13 protein-coding genes are annotated in these 16,111 nt (G+C 72.2%); 6 read left to right on the top strand and 7 right to left on the bottom strand.

Annotation, left to right across the window (positions count from 1 at the left end; translation table 11 throughout):
* Positions 1-14: 14 nt before the first annotated feature.
* A complete protein-coding gene (locus C2865_RS36220; protein WP_106403394.1) occupies positions 15-752 on the bottom strand; it encodes an SDR family NAD(P)-dependent oxidoreductase in 738 nt (245 codons plus the stop codon).
* A 389-nt stretch (positions 753-1,141) separates the two neighbouring features.
* Between C2865_RS36220 and C2865_RS36215 the strand changes: the two genes are divergently transcribed.
* The 3 genes from C2865_RS36215 (at position 1,142) to C2865_RS36205 (ending at position 3,463) form a co-directional block, all read left to right on the top strand.
* Positions 1,142-1,516 carry a YciI family protein gene (locus C2865_RS36215; protein WP_232836005.1) on the top strand — a complete coding sequence of 125 codons (375 nt, stop codon included), beginning with the start codon at positions 1,142-1,144 and terminating at the stop codon, positions 1,514-1,516.
* Complete coding sequence (locus C2865_RS36210; RefSeq protein WP_106403179.1) at positions 1,504-2,739, top strand: RNA polymerase sigma factor; 1,236 nt, start codon at positions 1,504-1,506, stop codon at positions 2,737-2,739. The genes C2865_RS36215 and C2865_RS36210 overlap by 13 nt, the downstream gene beginning before the upstream one ends.
* A 139-nt stretch (positions 2,740-2,878) precedes the next feature.
* A complete protein-coding gene (locus tag C2865_RS36205; protein ID WP_157964057.1) occupies positions 2,879-3,463 on the top strand; it encodes a GNAT family N-acetyltransferase in 585 nt (194 codons plus the stop codon).
* Positions 3,464-3,830: 367 nt separating this feature from the next.
* Here C2865_RS36205 and C2865_RS36195 read toward each other — a convergent pair whose 3' ends face one another.
* A complete protein-coding gene (locus tag C2865_RS36195) occupies positions 3,831-4,838 on the bottom strand; it encodes a DMT family transporter (RefSeq protein ID WP_232836004.1) in 1,008 nt (335 codons plus the stop codon).
* 334 nt (positions 4,839-5,172) lie between these two features.
* Positions 5,173-5,646 (bottom strand): PACE efflux transporter, encoded by a 474-nt coding sequence (locus C2865_RS36190; protein WP_106403173.1) that lies wholly within the window; start codon positions 5,644-5,646, stop codon positions 5,173-5,175.
* An 88-nt stretch (positions 5,647-5,734) separates the two neighbouring features.
* On the opposite strand from C2865_RS36190, the gene C2865_RS36185 reads away from it, so the two are divergent.
* The 3 genes from C2865_RS36185 (at position 5,735) to C2865_RS36175 (ending at position 10,144) form a co-directional block, all read left to right on the top strand.
* Positions 5,735-6,652: a LysR family transcriptional regulator gene (locus C2865_RS36185; RefSeq protein WP_106403171.1), complete on the top strand. Its 918-nt coding sequence runs from the start codon at positions 5,735-5,737 to the stop codon at positions 6,650-6,652.
* Between the two features lie 267 nt (positions 6,653-6,919).
* Complete coding sequence (locus C2865_RS36180) at positions 6,920-8,791, top strand: CASTOR/POLLUX-related putative ion channel (protein WP_106403392.1); 1,872 nt, start codon at positions 6,920-6,922, stop codon at positions 8,789-8,791.
* A gap of 120 nt (positions 8,792-8,911) precedes the next feature.
* Positions 8,912-10,144 (top strand): cation:proton antiporter, encoded by a 1,233-nt coding sequence (locus tag C2865_RS36175; RefSeq protein ID WP_106403169.1) that lies wholly within the window; start codon positions 8,912-8,914, stop codon positions 10,142-10,144.
* A 134-nt stretch (positions 10,145-10,278) separates the two neighbouring features.
* On the opposite strand, the gene C2865_RS36170 is transcribed toward C2865_RS36175, so the two are convergent.
* The 4 genes from C2865_RS36170 to C2865_RS36155 form a co-directional block, all read right to left on the bottom strand.
* Positions 10,279-11,874 (bottom strand): ABC transporter permease, encoded by a 1,596-nt coding sequence (locus C2865_RS36170; protein WP_106403167.1) that lies wholly within the window; start codon positions 11,872-11,874, stop codon positions 10,279-10,281.
* Positions 11,871-12,776, bottom strand: coding sequence for an ABC transporter ATP-binding protein (locus C2865_RS36165; RefSeq protein WP_198653848.1), 906 nt, complete (start codon positions 12,774-12,776; stop codon positions 11,871-11,873). The genes C2865_RS36170 and C2865_RS36165 overlap by 4 nt, the downstream gene beginning before the upstream one ends.
* A gap of 284 nt (positions 12,777-13,060) precedes the next feature.
* Entirely contained in the window at positions 13,061-13,729 is a 669-nt protein-coding gene (locus tag C2865_RS36160; RefSeq protein ID WP_232836003.1) for a TetR/AcrR family transcriptional regulator, read from the bottom strand.
* A gap of 179 nt (positions 13,730-13,908) precedes the next feature.
* Positions 13,909-16,053: a HelD family protein gene (locus C2865_RS36155; protein ID WP_106403164.1), complete on the bottom strand. Its 2,145-nt coding sequence runs from the start codon at positions 16,051-16,053 to the stop codon at positions 13,909-13,911.
* Positions 16,054-16,111: the final 58 nt, after the last annotated feature.

Genomic DNA, 16,111 nt, shown 5'->3' with positions numbered 1-16,111 from the left:
CGGGTTCCGCCGCCTTACAGGGTCTGGTCGGTCGGGCGGATGAGGATCTCGTTGACCGCGACGTGTTCGGGCTGGGTGACGGCGTACACGACGGCGTTGGCGATGTCTTCGGGCCGCAGGGTCCGCATGGACGCGGCGATGCTCTGGGCGGCGGCCTGCATCGCGGGGTCGGTGATGTGCCCCACCAGCTCGGTGGCGACGAAGCCGGGCTCGACGACCACGACCCGCACCCCCTGGGCCGTCACCTCCTGCCGCAACGCCTCGGAGAACGCGGTGACACCGAACTTCGTCGCCGCGTAGACCCCGCTGTTCGCCGAAGCCACCCGTCCCGAGGTCGAGGACACCTGCACGACGCAGCCCTTCCGTTCCAGCAGGTGCGGCAGCGCCGCATGGACGGCGTACATCGACCCCAGCAGGTTCGTCTCGACCATCCGCGTCCACTCCGTGGTGTCCGCTCCCGAGATCGGCCCGCTGAGCATCACCCCGGCGTTGTTCACCAGCACGTCCAGCCCGCCGAACCGCTCCACGGCCCCCGCCACCGCCGCCCGCACCGACGCCTGATCCGTCACGTCCAGCTCGACCGCCGCCACCTCACCGGCCGCCCGGTCCACCAGATCCTTCAGCCGTCCGACCCGCCTCGCCCCGGCGACGACCCGGGCCCCCTCCGCCGCGAGCGCCAGCGCGGTGGCCTCACCGATCCCCGACGACGCCCCCGTGACCAGGACGACCTTCCCCTTCAGAATGCCGCTCATCTTCATCCTTTCCCAGGACTTCCGCGGGCCCCGCCACTCCTCGGTGCCTCAGCCTCCAGTCAAGACCGGACAACCCCCGGATTTGTGACAGCAGGCCACCCGCGACTCCGAAGACCGTGCACCGCCGCCGGGACCGCGGGACGGGAGCCGCCTGCCTGACCTCGCGGAGGACGGTCGGGGCGGTCAGCAATAGCGCCACGGCCGGGTGCAGGACGCGCAGGGGGCGATACCGCGTGGGATCCCGTTCTCTCGGTGAGATCGCGGGTCCTTTCCTCTCTCCCGGGGCCAGATTCCTGATGTGGATTCGGGGAGGATGTCTTTCTCCGCGTCGGTGATTCGTCATCACCATGGAGGCCGCGATCCGCGCCTCCGCCCCGTGAGGAAGGACCATGATGCGTTACTGCCTGCTGTTGCACAGCCCGGAGCCGGCGGAGGGTGAGATCCCTGCAGAGGAGATCGCCGCGTTCCAGCACGCCTACCAGGCGTACGCCCGGGACCTGGAGACCGCGGGAGTGCTGCTGTCCGCGGACGTCCTGCATCCGAGCACCGCGACCAGGACCGTCACCCTGCGCACGGGAGCCCTGCAGGTGCAGGACGGGCCGTTCGCCGACACCAAGGAGGCCCTCGCCGGCGTCTTCGTCATCGACGTCGACGGGCCCGACGCCGCGCTGGCCTGGGCCGAACGCTGCCCCGGCGCGCAGTACGGCACCGTCGAGGTGCGTCCGACGGCCACCGCGGTCCTGGACGGGCAGTGGTCGAGCTAGCCACCGCGTGGGTACGGGCGGAGTCCGCCGCCCGTACCTCCTACGGCAGGCTGCTGGCCCTGCTGGCGGCACAGGACGGCGACATCGCCGCGGCCGAGGACGCCCTGGCGGAGGCGTTCGAGCAGGCACTGCGGCGGTGGCCGGACGCCGGGGCGCCGGACAACCCGGAGGCGTGGCTGCTGACCGTGGCCCGCAACCGCCGGCGCGACCGGTACCGTTCGGCCGCCCACCGCACCGGCGTCCCGCTCGAGGAGGCCGCGCACCTGGCCGTCGGCGACGACACCGATCCGGAATCCATCCCCGACCACCGGCTGGCGCTGCTGTTCGTGTGCGCACACCCGGCCGTCGAGGCCACGGTCCGGACCCCGCTGATGCTGCAGACCGTGCTCGGCGTTCCCGCACAGGACATCGCCGAGGCCTTCGCCGTGCCGGCGACCACCATGCGGCAACGTCTGGTCCGCGCCAAACGGCGTGTCCGCGACGCCGGTGTCCCGTTCGCGCTTCCCGACCGGGACGCCATGCCCGGCCGGCTGGCCGGGGTGCTGGAAGCCGTCTACGGCGCGTACACGATCGACTGGCAGGGCATCGCCGGGCCCGCCGAGCGCGGTCACCTGGCCGGTGAGGCGCTGCACCTGGCCCGGATCCTGGCCGGTCTGCTCCCCGACGAGCCCGAGGCGCTGGGCCTGGCGGCCCTGGTCTGCCTGTCGGCCGCGCGCAGCACCGCACGGACCGGCCCCGACGGCGGGTTCCTGGCCCCCGACGAGCAGGACACGGCCGACTGGGACGGCGGGCTGATCGAGGAAGGCGAACGCCTGCTGCGCTCCGCGTACCGCCTGGGCCGACCCGGGCGGTTCCAGCTGGAGGCCGCCATCCAGTCCGTGCACTGCGCCCGGCGCGTCACCGGTTGCACCGACTGGCCCGCCCTGCGCGCCCTGCACCAGGCCCTGCTGTCCGCCGCGCCCACCCTCGGCGCCACGGTCTCGCTCGCCGCGGTCCTCGCCCGCACCGACGGCCCCGCCGCCGGCCTGGCCCTGCTCGACACCCTCACCGGCCCCGCCGCCCAGCGCTTCCAGCCCGCCTGGGCCACCCGCGCCCACCTCCTGGCCCGGACCGGCGACCGCGCCGCCGCCCGCGCCGCCTTCACCCAGGCCATCGCCCTGACCACCCATCCGGCCCCTCGCCGCCACCTCCTCGCCCTGCGCGACCGCCTCACCTCCCTCTGACCGGGTGCCGCTCCGGAGGGGGTTCCCGACCCGTGATCGATCGTCGAAGGCCTGCCACCACCCGGCGTTGTTGCGATTAACTTGCAACAGTGGCCCACGGCCACGTACTCGCTGCCGGACTCTTGGCTTGGAGAAGCGCGTGCCCGCTCCGCATCGGCTGGACGCCACCGCCGTCCGCGACCTGACCGACGACATCACCGCCCTCCGCCGGGCCTGCTACAGCGGGCCGCCCTGGTACGAAACACCTGAGCAGATCGCCGGTTACCCCGCCAAACTCCATGCCGCCACCGCCCGCCCCGGGTTCGTCGCCCACGCCGTCCACGGCCCCGCCGGCGACCTGGTCGGCATCTGCTACGGCTGGCCCAGCCCACTCGACCTGTCAGGCGACCGCATCTACGACGCCCTTCAGCGCGCCCTCGGTCCCGATGGGGCCGTCGCCCTCACCCGCGGCGCCTTCGAAGTCGTCCAACTGTTCGTCCACCCCGACGCCCAGCACCGAGGACACGGACGGCGCCTGCTCACCGCCGCCACCTCGGGATGGCCGAGCGCCTGGCTCATCACCCACCCCGAAGCCCCCGCAGCCGCCCTCTACAGACGCCTCGGCTGGCGCGAGCACGCCGCCCTTCCCCACGACCTCCACCCCCGGCTGACCCTGGCCGTCTTCAGCCGCACCATCACCGGAGAGCACGGCCGCGAGCGCAAACGATGTTTCTCCGCTCCGTGACCGGACGTTCCCGTTCCCGCCGAGCGGGGCCGAGCCATCGCGGTGAGCGGCAGCCGGGGCGGCCCGCCGAACCGACCGACCGGGACACCGCCGGAGCCCCCGCCCAACCGGATCGACGACCGCAGGTGCTCGACGAACCGACCGATCTCGTCGTCCGGGACGCCCAAGGCGAGCGCGGCCCGGCGAAACCGCCCTTGGTGATCCGTGGCCCGGCATGATGCCACGAACGCAACGGCGAAAGGGCGAGCCCGGCATTCGGTCCCTGCGCGAGACGGCGGCACAGGTCCTCGTCGACGCATGGACGGGCACGGGGTCATGGCGGGCGGCGGCTCGTCGGCCCGCCGCCCGCCGTGGAGAGCGCGTCAGGTCAGTCCTTGGCCGGCGCGGCCGGACGGGCCTCGGGCCGACCATGGTCGGCGGCCGGCGGCCGCGGGGAGGCCGCCGGTCCTGCCCTTTCACCGGCCGCCAGGAAGATCACGGCGAGCAGCAGCAGGACCGTGCCGATGAGGACGCTCGCGTTGAGCCGCTCGTCGAAGACCAGGACGCCGATGGCCGCTGCGGTGAGCGGCTCGACCAGGGCGACCACGGAAGCCGTGGTCGCCCGTACCGCTCCGAGGCCGGCGAAGAACAGCGTGTACGCCAGCGCGGTCGGCACCGCTCCGAGATAGAGGATCAGGCCCGCGGTCCAGGCCGCCCGCTCCAGGTCGGGCAGCAGGCCCTCCATCAGGGCCATCGGCAGAAGGCACACCGTTCCCACCGCGAAGCCGGTGACCGTGGACTCGAACGCGCCACCGGCCCCGCTTCGACCGGAAGAACGGCCCAACAGCGTCACGCCCGCATAGCCGACGGCGGAGAGCAACGCGTATCCGATGCCCGGAAGAGGGGCCGGGCCGATGCTCCCGTCCGCTCCTCCCACGAGCAGCGCCAGGCCGACGACACCGCTCGCCACCGCGGCGGCTCCGGCCGCCCCGGTCCGCTCGCCCAGCGCGAGTCGCGCTCCGACGGTGACCAGCACCGGACCCGAGCCCAGGGTCACCACCGTGGCCACGGTCAGCCCGGCCTGCTGCACGGAGACGAAGTAGGCCGTCTGGTACACGGCCAGCCCGGCACCTGTGACGAGTACTCGACACGGGTTCGCCGCGCAGGCGGCGCGAAGCGAGACCGCTGTCGCCGTTCGCCGGCGTCGCCGGACCGAATGGGCTGCCAGGAGCAGCCCGAGGCCGGTCAGGAACCGCCAGAAGGAAACGGAGACGGGGCCGATCCCGCCGACGTCGTACAGTTCGGCGGCCACGGCACCGCCGGTGCCCCACGCCGTGGCCGCGATCGCGACGTAGAGAACGCCCTGCCCGACGGGCAAGGCGGAAGAGGACTGCAACTGAGGTCTCCTCGAATGGTCGCCGACACGATGTCTTCCGTGGGCGAACCGCACGGTCATCCCGGCGACTCCGGAATGACCGTGTACGACCGCCCGCCTAGACGGCGGGCGGCGGAGGCGTCAGAAACAGCTGCATGTGCTCAAGCTATCCGAAAGCACTCCGGCTTTCGAGCGAGGCGGGCACGGTTCGCAGAGACCGCCCCTGCGAACCGTGCCGACGGCGGCGCGGCTCAGCCGCACCGCAGGAGGAACTCCCGCCTACCGCCCCGATCCGTGGCCGCGACGCGGTGCGACGAGCCGAAGCCCGTCCGGCTCCGGACGCCTTCCGGTGTGCTCACCGTGAGCGTTCCGGTTCCGGCCCGGAGACCGGCGTGCCGTCCTCCGGGGTGTTCACCGCGGAGGCGGGCAGGCCGAAGATCCGGTCGAAGGCCCAGTTGTAGGCGAAGGTGTAGAACGGCACGTAGACGATGAACACCAGGTCGAGCAGGAACGCCTGGAGCAGGGTGATCTCCAGCCACCAGGCGATGAGCGGGATCAGGATGCAGACCAGGGTCGCCTGGAATCCGACCGCGTGCAGGACGCGCCGGAACACGGTGCGCGTGCGGTCGCGGCGGCGCCGCTCCCATGCCTCGAACAGGGTGGTGAAGACGAAATTCCACACGGTGGCGATGAGCGTGATCGTGAGGGTCAGCGGGCCCGTGGTGGTGGGGGGTGTGCCCGTCAGGAGGGTCATCACCGCGGTTCCCACGACCCATCCGAGCCCTTCGTACCCGCCGACGTAGACCAGTTTGCGTTTGACGCCCTGCACCTCGTTCTCCCCTTCCCTCGGTGACGGGGAGAAGCTATATTCAGCTGCACTGATGGTAAAAGTCGGATTCTTTCAGGAAAATTGATAGATGGCTCTGTCCAGCGACGGCATCGAGCTCTTCCTCGCCGTGGTCGACCACGGCTCCTTCTCCGGAGCGGCCCGCGCGCTGCGCCGGGTCCCGTCGGCGGTGAGCATGGGGATCGCGGGCATCGAGGCCGAACTCGGCTACCGGCTGTTCGACCGGTCACGGCGCGAGGCGGTGCCCACGCCCCGTGCGCTGGCGCTCGTGCCGCACGCCCGCTCGGTCGCCAGCAGGCTGCAGCTGCTCCAGGTCCACGCCCAGGAGCTGGGTGAGGATCTGGAGAGCGCGCTCACGGTCGCCGTCGCCGCCGGGACCGACGACCGCCGCCTGCTGGACGCCGTGGCCGAGACGGGCGGCCGGCACCCTCTGCTGCGGGTGAACCTCGTGCGGGCGCCGCACGACGAGGTGCGGGCCATGCTCCACGACGGGCGCGCCGACCTGGCCCTTCTGACCTGCTCTGAGCGGCTGGACCGCGAGGAGGCGCTGGCCACGGTGGCCCAGGAGGTGTGGGTGGCGGTCGCCTCGGCCACCGCCGACACCTACGGGCTCCCGCCCGGCCTGCGGCGGCTGGAGGATCTGGCCGCGAGCCGCCAGATCGTGGTGGCCGGTCCCGGGGACGAGATCACCGAGCAGCGGCTGCTGGTGTCGGACGCCCGCTGGCACGTGGACACCGTGGAGACGGCGCTCGGGCTGGTCGAGCGCGGCGCGGGCTGGGCGAACCTCCCGCTCGGCGCCGTCCGCACCCGCGTGGCCGCCGGAACCATCCGCATCCTGGAGTTCGACAACCTCGACAACGGCGTCCCCATGTCCGTCCAGCTGGTCTGGCTGCGCAGGAACCCGCTGCGCCGGGCGGCCGCCGAACTCATCGCCTTCATGCGCCCCGCACCTGGTACCCGGACACCGAGATCAGTCCGATCCGGCTGAGGCGTTGACCGATCGCCGGCCGGTCGGCCGCCACAGCGGTACCGGGCCGCCTCCGGTTTCGGTCGCCGCCGCGAGCGGCGGCGACCGTGTCTCCGGCGGGAGGGCTTCGACGCGGCGCCGGTAGGACCCCGGATCGGAACGCCGACGCCTGCCGCGGGCTCCGCCGCTATGAGCGCCATGGCCGTCCTCCACGATCGGAACCTGAGGGGGAAGATACTGTTCTGCGGCGGATTCTCCGCAAGGGTCGGATCTTCCGAGGAGGTGGAGATGGCCTGGTGGCGTGCGCGGGCGCGGTACTGGTTCGACAACACGATGGCGCGGGGCACTCCGGCGCTGATCGGCTGGCTGGGGCTGGCGTCCGCGCTGCTGGTCCTGGCCGTCGCGTCGCTGGCGGTGCTCATCGCCCCCCGTGACGCGGCGGAGCAGGGCAGCTGGAGCGGAGTGGTGTGGCGCAGCCTGCTGCGCACCCTGGACCCGGGCGTCATGGGCGACGACGAGGGGACCGCTTCCTACCTGGCGCTGATGCTGGCCTCGACCGTCGGCGGGATCTTCATCGTCAGCTCGCTGATCAGCGTGCTGACCACCGGCCTGAACAACAGGCTCACGCGGTTGCGCAAAGGCCGCTCCCGGATCGTCGAACACGGCCACACCGTGCTGCTGGGCTGGTCGGACCAGGTCTTCACCGTGCTGGAGGAGCTGATCGAGGCCGACCACAGCGGGCGGCGCTCCTGCATCGCCATCCTGGCCGACCTGGACAAGGGCGACATGGACGAGGCCATCCGCATCAAGATCGGCAGAACCGGCAGGATCCGGATCGTGTGCCGCCGGGGCAACCCGCTGAAGGTGGCCGACCTCGCCCTGGTCAGCCCCGCCACGGCCCGCTCCGTCATCGTGCTGGCACCGCAGACGGACGAGCCCGACATCGACGTCATCAAGGTGCTGCTGTCGCTGAACGCCCAGCCCTGGCGAGAGACGCGGCCGCCGATCGTGGCGCCCGTCCGCACCGCGGCGAACATGCCCGCCGCGCTGCTGGCCGGCGGGGAGCACGCCCGGATCGTCGACGCCGACGACATCGCCGTGCGGCTGATCGTGCAGTCGCACCGCCAGTGCGGCCTCTCCGCGGTCTGCGCCGAGCTCCTGGACTTCCAGGGCCATGAGCTCTATCTGCATCCGGAGCCCTCTCTGGCCGGGAGCACCTTCGCCGACGCCCTGCACGCCTTCGAGCGGGGAGTACCGGTCGGGCTCTGGCACCCCGACGGTTCCCTCACGCTCAACCCCGCCTCCCGCACGGTCGTCGGTCACGACGACGAGCTGATCATGCTGGCCGAGGACGACGAGCTCATCGGCCTGGCCGACCGGCGGCCGCACATCGCCGAAGAGGCGATCAGCGGCCTGCCCGTCACCCTCCCCGAGCCCGGATCCACCCTCATCCTCGGCTGGAACCCGCGCGCACCCAAGATCATCGAGAGGCTGGACGGCTGCGCGCGGCCGGGCTCGCAGCTGCTCGTCGCGGCGCTGCGAGACGACGACCCGCGCGAGCGGCTGCCCCGCCTGGCCAACACGACCGTCTCCTTCACCCGCTGCGACGACACCGCGCGCACCGACCTGGAGGCCCTGGACGTCCGCTCCCACCACAGCGTCATCGTGCTGGCCGACGAGAGCCACGACCCCCAGCGCGCGGACGCGCGCACCCTCGTCACCCTGCTGCACCTGCGCGATCTGGCCCCCTACGGCGACCGGCCGTTCTCCGTCATCGTGGAGCTGCGCGACGACGCCAACCGCGAGATCGCCCAGATCACCCAGGCCGAGGACCTCATCGTCAGCGACAAGCTGATCACCCAGGTCATGACCCAGCTCAGCGAAAGCCCGCGCCTCCATCAGGTCTTCACCGCCCTCCTGCACCCCGAGGGACCCGAGATCTACCTCAAGCCCGCCACCGGCTACCTCCGTCCGGGCGCCCCCGCGACCTTCGCCACGCTCCTGGAAGCCGCCCGCCGCCGCGGCGAGACCGCCCTGGGCTACCGCCGCCGCTCCCGCTTCCACGAACCTCCCGGCTACGGCATCGTCCTCAACCCCGACCGCCGCGCTCCCCTCACCCTGACCGAGGACGACCTGGTCATCGTGCTGGCCGGCCGCTGACCCCGCCGCCGCTCCGGCGGCGCGGTGGCCGGGAGAAGGGACGGACCGCTAGGATGCGCGCTGGTGCGCCGGGAAGTCTGGTCGGCAAGGTCCGATTCAGGCGATCCCGAAAGGTGCCCGATGGCGCTGCTGCTGGCGTTCTCCGCCGTCCTCCTCCTCGCCGTGCTCCTGTCGGGCCTGGCCCATCGCACGGTCCTGTCCACGGCCGTGGTGTTCCTGGCCGCCGGATTCCTGCTCGGGGACGGTGTCCTCGGCTGGGTGCCGGTCGCACCCGGGGACGAGGTCGTCTCGACCCTGGCCGAACTGGCGTTGTTCGCGGTGCTGTTCAGCGACGGGATGCGGGTCGGCTGGAACGACGTGCGCACCGCGTGGCGGCTGCCCGGCCGGGCGCTGGGCTGGGGACTGCCGCTGACGCTGCTCATCACCGCGGCCGCGGCCCACTGGCTGGTGGGTCTGGGATGGGCCGAGTCCCTGCTGATCGGCGCGGTCCTGGCTCCGACCGACCCGGTGTTCGCCGCCGCCCTCGTCGGCAACGACAAGGTCCCGCCCCGGCTGCGGCAGCTGCTGAACGTCGAGTCCGGCGTCAACGACGGGCTCGCGCTGCCGTTCGTCGTGGTGTTCCTGGCGGTCGCGGCCGGCAGCTCCGACCTGCACCTGGGTGAGCTCGGCACGGAACTGCTGCTGGGCATCGTCATCGGCGTCGCCGTCCCATGGGCGGCGATCATGCTGGAGCGCGCCCGCTTCTTCGCCGCCTCCACCGCCTACGAGCCGCTCAACGCCATGGCGATCGGCCTGCTGGTCCTGGCCTTGGGCAAGGCCACCCACGGCAACCTGTTCCTCGCCGCGTTCGCCGCCGGCATCACGGTCGCCACCTTCGGCGAGCGCCAGCGCGAGTCGTTCGAGCACTTCGGCGAACTGGTCGCCGAGCTGTTCAAGCTCGCCGCGCTCCTGCTCTTCGGCGCCCTCATCACCCCGCAGCTGCTCGGCTCGATCGGCTGGACCGGCTGGATGTTCGCGATCGTCGCCCTCGTGGTGGCCAGGCCCGTGGCGATCTGGGTGTCGTTCCTGCGTTCGGGGCTCTCCGGCCGGGAGCAGGCCGCCGTCATGTGGTTCGGCCCCAAGGGCTTCGCCTCCGTCGTCTACGGCCTGCTCGTCCTGGAGTCCGGCATCGTCGAAGCCCAGCCGATCTTCGCGCTCGTCGCCGTCACCATCGCCCTGTCGATCCTGGCGCACTCCTCCACCGACATCGTGGTGGCCCGCTGGTTCGACGACGAACACGAGACCCCCGTCTGGTACGGCAAGGTCCGCGGCCAGCTCACCCGTCCGGACACCACCGGCAAGGACCACCGGTGATGCCGGTGCCCGGCGCCTCCTGAACATCGCCGTGCCCGGTCGGCCGGATCCGCGCGGTGTTCGTCTGCGGCCGGGCTCATCGGCTCCTGTGCGGTGCCGATGAGCCCGGCCGCTCCTCCACGGGCTGCGGTTTCTCAGCCCAGCGCCAGGTCTCGGCGCCGGAAGCCGGCCAGGCCGAGAGCCGCCAGCGCGGCGGCTGTGACCAGCAGGGCGATCAGCGGTGCCGGGGTGAAGTCCGCGGAGCCGATCTGGGGGACGTGGGTGAACGGGGAGAGGTTGCGGACCGGTTGGCTCAGGTCGAGCCCGGCGCCGAACGCCATGACGAGCCCCGCCGCGGCCACCGCCGACCAGGACAAGGTGGTGAGCTGCGGCAGCAGGCCGAACAGTGCCACGCAGATCGCGGCGATGAGCCAGACGGCCGGCAGCTGGGCCATCGCGGCTCCCAGCACCTTCGGCAGGTCCGCGCGGAGCCGGTCGGTGGCGAGTCCGTGTACCAGAGCGGTCGCCAGGCCTCCGGCGGCCAGCAGGGCCGCCGAGCCCGCCGCGGCCACCGTCAGGTGGCTCGCCGCCCAGCGCAGGCGGCCCGCGGGCGTGGCCAGCAGCGGCTCGATGTGCAGGGCGGCCTCTTCCGAGCGCAGCCGCAGGGCGGCTGAGACGGCGTAGGCGGCGGCGATGAGGCCCATGATCCCCATCACCGAGGCGAAGTAGGCGTCCAGGAGCCCGCTCGCGCCGCCCAGGCGGGTGAAGACCTCCCGCAGGCCGGGGTTGTCCCCGATCATGTCCTGCACACCGCCGGCGAGGCCGCCGTAGACGGCGCCCAGCGCGGTGAATCCGGCGAGCCAGCCGTACAGCGTGCGGCGGTGCAGCCGCCAGGCCAGCGAGAACGGCCCGGCCAGCCGGGGTGCGGCGTCGGCGGGGCCGAGCCGCTCGGGCAGCATCCCCGCACCCAGGTCGCGGCGTGCGGCCAGGCGTCCGGCGGCCCAGGTCAGCGCCACGACGGCGGCGACGGCCAGTGCGAGCGGCCACCAGCGCTCCCCCGCGTAGGGACGCAGCCGCTGCGCCCAGGCCAGCGGGGACGCCCAGCCCAGCCACGACAGGCCGTCGACGGCGTCGGCGGCCATCCTGATCAGGAAGGCGGCGCCGAGCACGGTGAGGCTCAGCCCGCGCGCCGCCGCGGAGCCGACGGTGAGCTGGGCGGCCAGGCCCGCGACCGCGGCGAAGGCCCATCCGCCGATGACCAGTTGCAGGCCGAACGCGACCGATCCCGCCGCGGGCATCCCCTGGCCGATCATGCCCGCGGCCACCAGCACGCCGCTGACCAGGCAGGCGGACATCGCCACGAGCAGAGCCGCGGCCAGAGGGGCGGCCCTGCCCGTCCCGGTGGCGCCGAGCAGCTCACGCCGCCCGGCCTCCTCCTCGGTACGGGTGTGCCGGATCACGGTGAGGGCGCTGATCAGCGCGATGACCACGGACAACAATCCGGCGCGCTGCACCACGATGCCTCCCAGCCCCGGGTCGTGCATCGGGCCGTACAGGGCGAGGAAGGTGGGGCTGTTCCCGGTGGTGCGGGCGTACTGCAGCTGCTCGGCGGCGGTCGGGTAGAGCCGTTCGGTGGCCGAGACGAAGCTCGGCGGGATCAGCCCGAGCCACAGCACCCACAGCGGCAGCCGCACGCGGTCGCGGCGCAGGGCCAGCCTGACCAGGCCTCGGGTTCCGGTGAGCGCGCTCATCGCGTCGCCTCCGGCTGGTAGTGGCGCAGGAACAGCTCGTCCAGCGTGGGCGGCCTGCTGGTCAGGGTGCGCACCCCGGCCGCGGACAGGCCTGCCAGCACCTCGCCCAGGCGGGCGGTGTCGACCTCGCAACGCACCCGGTTCCCCTCCACCCGCAGGTCGTGGACGCCCGGCAGCGCGGCCAGCCCGTCCGGCAGGGCGTCCAGCACCGCGTCGACCGAGGTGCGGGTGAGGTGGCGCAGCTCGTCCAGGGTGCCGCTCTCCACCGTGCGGCCGCCGCGGATGATGGTCACCCGGTCGCACAGGGCCTCGACCTCGCTGAGGATGTGGCTGGACAGCAGGACGGTGCGCCCGTCGCGCCGTGCCCGGCGGACGCAGTCCTGGAAGACCTCTTCCATCAGGGGGTCCAGGCCGGAGGTCGGCTCGTCCAGGATGAGCAGCTCGGCGTCGGAGGCCAGCGCGGTGACCAGCCCCACCTTCTGCCGGTTGCCCTTGGAGTAGGTGCGGCTCTTCTTGCGCGGGTCGAGTTCGAAGCGCTCGAGCAGCTCGGCCTTGCGGCGCGGGTCGATGCCGCCCCGCATCCGGCCGATCAGGTCGATGACCTCGCCTCCGGTCAGCTCGGGCCACAGGGTGACGTCGCCGGGGACGTAGGCCAGGCGCCTGTGCAGGTCGGTCGCGTCCCGCCAGGGGTCGCCGCCGAGCAGCTCGGCGGTGCCGCCGTCGGCGCGCAGCATGCCGAGCAGGACGCGGATCGTGGTGGACTTTCCGGCGCCGTTCGGGCCGAGGAAGCCGTGCACCTCGCCCGCTTGGACGGTCAGGTCCAGGCCGTCCAGGGCCCGGGTGCGGCCGAAGGACTTGGTCAGGCCGGACACCGAGATCGGGGTCGTCACCGGTGTGTTCATGTCAGCACCTCTTGAAGGCTGAAGGGGGTGGTGGGCGCACGGCCACCGGCCCCTCCGGTGCCTAGTGCGTGAACCGGCCGGACGGGGTGAGGAACCGTGCGTGAAGAACAGAGGGCGGCGGCGGGTGGCCCGCACGCCCTCGAGGCGGATCGGAGTCGGCCTTGCGGGCGGCGGCGACCGAGGTCGAGAGCCTGCCGGGTGCCCGGACGCTCTTTCGGGCGGAGCCCCGGGGGACCGCGGAGCATCTCACACGTGCGGGGCCGCCCGCGGGTCGGAAGTGGAGGCTAGTCGGCATCGCGGCTCCGTTCGGTGCCGGTGGCCGGCAGTTGCCGCAGTGCCGCACGGGCGTGGTCGATGATCTCCGGGCTCAGCAGCCTGTCGTCGTTGATGTCCAGCATCGCCAGCGCCAGCCGCCGGTACCCCTCCCTGCCGAGGGTGTCGGCACCCAGGGCCCGCGACATGTGCTCGTGCAGCACCATCAGCCCGAAGGTCATCCCCGTCATCACCGCCGCGTAGGCGTGCAGGTCGGAGGTGTTCGGCGCGTTCATCCCCGGGACGTCGCGTCCGAGCATCTCCTCGCTGAAGGCCACCGCGTCGTCGAACAGCTGGGCGGCGGCCGGCGATCCGTCCACCAGCGCCCGCGCCATGTACCGCTGGATGGGCAGCGCGACCTCCACCGCCATCGCCAGGAACCCCGGATCGCCCATCCCCTCGTCGAACGCCCGCTGCTTGGTCGCGCGGATGGTCTCCAGCACGTAGGCGTCACATGCCGCCCGCAGCTCCTCCTTCGTCCCGAAGTGGTGCTGCACCAATCCCACCGACACCCCGGCGGACCCGGCGATCCCCCGGATCGTCGCCCCTCTGACACCGTGCCTGGCGAACTCCAGCAACGCCGCGTCCCTGATCCGGGCCCGCGCGGTCAGATCCTCGGCCGCCCCCCGACCACTCACCACGACTGCCTCCAATACAAGCGTTCAACCAACAATACACATGTATGCCATACGTTTGTCCAGCCCTCGTACCCGGGTATCGAAGGCCGGGTCTCCCGCGGCGCGATCAGGCCGTCGGACGATGTCCGGAATCTTTGAGGCATCCCCTTTCCCGGCCCGACCACGCACTCACCGAGACCACCTCAGTGAGGCGCCTGCGGTGTCACGAGCAGCCGCCCCAGCTCCTGGGTGCATCGGGTGAGCGCGACATAGAGCCCGTTCCAGCCCCGCGGTTCGGCGATGATGCCGGGAGCGTCGATGAGCAGGGTGGCGTCCCATTCCAGGCCCTTGGCCTCGGTCGCGGACAGGACCGGCAGGTCGGGCAGCGCCGTGCGCAGAGCCGGCACACGCTCGAGGGGCGCGACGACGCCGACCGTCCCTCCCGCCCACCGGTCCGACAGCTCCTTGGCGACACGTGCCGCCTCGGCCGCGAGGTCGCCCTCCTCCACGGCGCGCTCCCAGGGCTCGATGCCGGAGGCCCGGACGGCGCGAGGCGGTTCGTTCCGGCTGCCCGCGTTCTGGAGTACCGGCCCGGTGAGGGCCATGACCTCGAGCGGGGTGCGGTAGCAGATGGTCAACCGGGCCTCCGTCCATCTCGTGCCGAAGGCCGCGCTGACCGCTTCCTCCCAGGTGGTGTGCCGGTGCGGTGCCTCGGCCTGGTCGATGTCGCCGACGGCGGTGATCGATCGGGAAGGGCAGCGGCGCATCACCATTTGCCATTGCATCTCCGAGAGCTCCTGCGCTTCGTCTATGACGACGTGTCCGTAGACCCAGTCTCTGCGTGCCGCGGCACGAGCGGTCAGGAACTCGCCCTGCTCGCCGTTCGGCCGCGTATCGCCCAGCAGGTCGTCCAGGGCGTCGAACAGGGGTATGTCGCTGCTCGCCCACGTCTGCGGCTCGCCGACGACCATCCTCCTTTCGGCGTCGGTGAGCTCCGGCGCCCACCGGCGCAGCAGCGCTTCGTCACCGAGCAGCCGGCGCAGTTCCGTCTTCGTGTCGCGGGTCGGCCACCACCTCTGCAGCGTCGCGGCCACGCCGGAGTCGGCGGCGATCCTGTCGCGCAGCAGCTCCAGGTCCTCCTCCGTGAGCTCCCCGTCGACGTCGGTGCCGGTCGTGCCGTTGTCCACGGCGCGGTTGTCTGAGGCGGCGAGACCGGCATCGAGTTTGCCGAGGATGTCCTCGAAGCCCTCCTCCATCTGCGCCAGCAGTTCTTCGTGGCGTTCGGCTATCGCATTGGTCAGCAGATCGTGGATCTGTTCGCTGAAGATGGTGCGCGCCGCATGATAGGTGTGCCCCGAGGTCGCCGAGGCGAGGGCCCTGGAAATCCGCCGTTCACCAATCGTGTACCGTTCGCCTTCCCATACCAGCTCGAGGTCGGCGGGCTGCGGGATAAGCGCTGCACAGTACCGGGAGAGCGTTTGCTGCCAGAGCGCCCGGCCTTTGACCTCCGCGATCTCGCGCGATTCGATGCGCTCCACGCCGATTCCCGGTACGAGGGTGTCGCAGGTCGCCGACACGATGGCGGTCTCCCCGAGCGCCGGCAGCACCTGGGTGATGTAATCCAGGAAGCGCAGCGACGGCCCGAGCACCAATACGCCCTGCGCGGCGAGCTGCGGATAGGTGAAGAGCAGGTACGCCACCCGGTGGAGTGCCACCACGGTCTTGCCGGTGCCCGGTCCGCCCTGCACGACCAGCGGGCCTCGGGAGTCGGCGCGGACCACATCGTCCTGCTCGCGCTGCAGGGTGGCCGCCGCGGTGCTCATCCTGCCGGTGCGCCGCTCTCCGAGGGCGGCGAGCAGGGCGCCTTCGCCGACCAGCTCACTCGCCCTCGACCCGTCGAGCGGCTCGTCGTCGACACCGATCACCTCGCGCCCGTCGACGCGTATGTGGCGACGTCGACGCTGGCCCTGGGGGTCGACCGGCGTCGCGGTGTAGAAGGCCCGTGCGGCCGGTGCGCGCCAGTCGATCACCAGGGGGTCGCTGTCCTCTCCGGGGCCGGGTATGCCGACGCGCCCCAGATGCAGGACCGTCCGGTCGAGCGCGTCGAGCCGGCCGAAGATCAGGCCCTGGTCCGCGCGCCGCAGCTCCTCGCGGCGGCTGATCAGCATCCGCATCCGGGCCTCCCCCGCCGCGTCGTCCACCGGGATCGCGAGCTCGGCGTCGAGGTACCGGAGTATCCCGTCGCGGCGGGTGAAGGCCTCATCGAGGACGAGCTGCTCCTCGGCCAGGGACGCCGCGTGCGCGGCAGGGTCTTCATTCAGTGGCGCGGTGACGTTGCGTGAAGACATTCGCACTCTATTCTATGCATTTTACGGCGACCACGAAGAGTGTAACGTCACGACGCTG

This window comes from Actinocorallia populi (assembly GCF_002995495.1).
GTDB lineage: Bacteria > Actinomycetota > Actinomycetes > Streptosporangiales > Streptosporangiaceae > Actinocorallia > Actinocorallia populi.
The sequence above is the reverse complement of the archived record's forward strand: the minus strand, read 5'-3'. Positions and strand labels throughout refer to the sequence as shown.

Excerpts from the sequence above, each read along its gene's own strand:
- C2865_RS36175 (WP_106403169.1), top strand. The coding sequence starts at position 8,912 with ATGGCGCTGCTGCTGGCGTTCTCCGCCGTCCTCCTCCTCGCCGTGCTC.
- C2865_RS36155 (WP_106403164.1), bottom strand. The coding sequence starts at position 16,053 with ATGTCTTCACGCAACGTCACCGCGCCACTGAATGAAGACCCTGCCGCG.
- C2865_RS36180 (WP_106403392.1), top strand. The coding sequence starts at position 6,920 with ATGGCCTGGTGGCGTGCGCGGGCGCGGTACTGGTTCGACAACACGATG.
- C2865_RS36215 (WP_232836005.1), top strand. The coding sequence starts at position 1,142 with ATGATGCGTTACTGCCTGCTGTTGCACAGCCCGGAGCCGGCGGAGGGT.
- C2865_RS36170 (WP_106403167.1), bottom strand. The coding sequence starts at position 11,874 with ATGAGCGCGCTCACCGGAACCCGAGGCCTGGTCAGGCTGGCCCTGCGC.
- C2865_RS36165 (WP_198653848.1), bottom strand. The coding sequence starts at position 12,776 with ATGAACACACCGGTGACGACCCCGATCTCGGTGTCCGGCCTGACCAAG.
- C2865_RS36220 (WP_106403394.1), bottom strand. The coding sequence starts at position 752 with ATGAGCGGCATTCTGAAGGGGAAGGTCGTCCTGGTCACGGGGGCGTCG.
- C2865_RS36185 (WP_106403171.1), top strand. The coding sequence starts at position 5,735 with ATGGCTCTGTCCAGCGACGGCATCGAGCTCTTCCTCGCCGTGGTCGAC.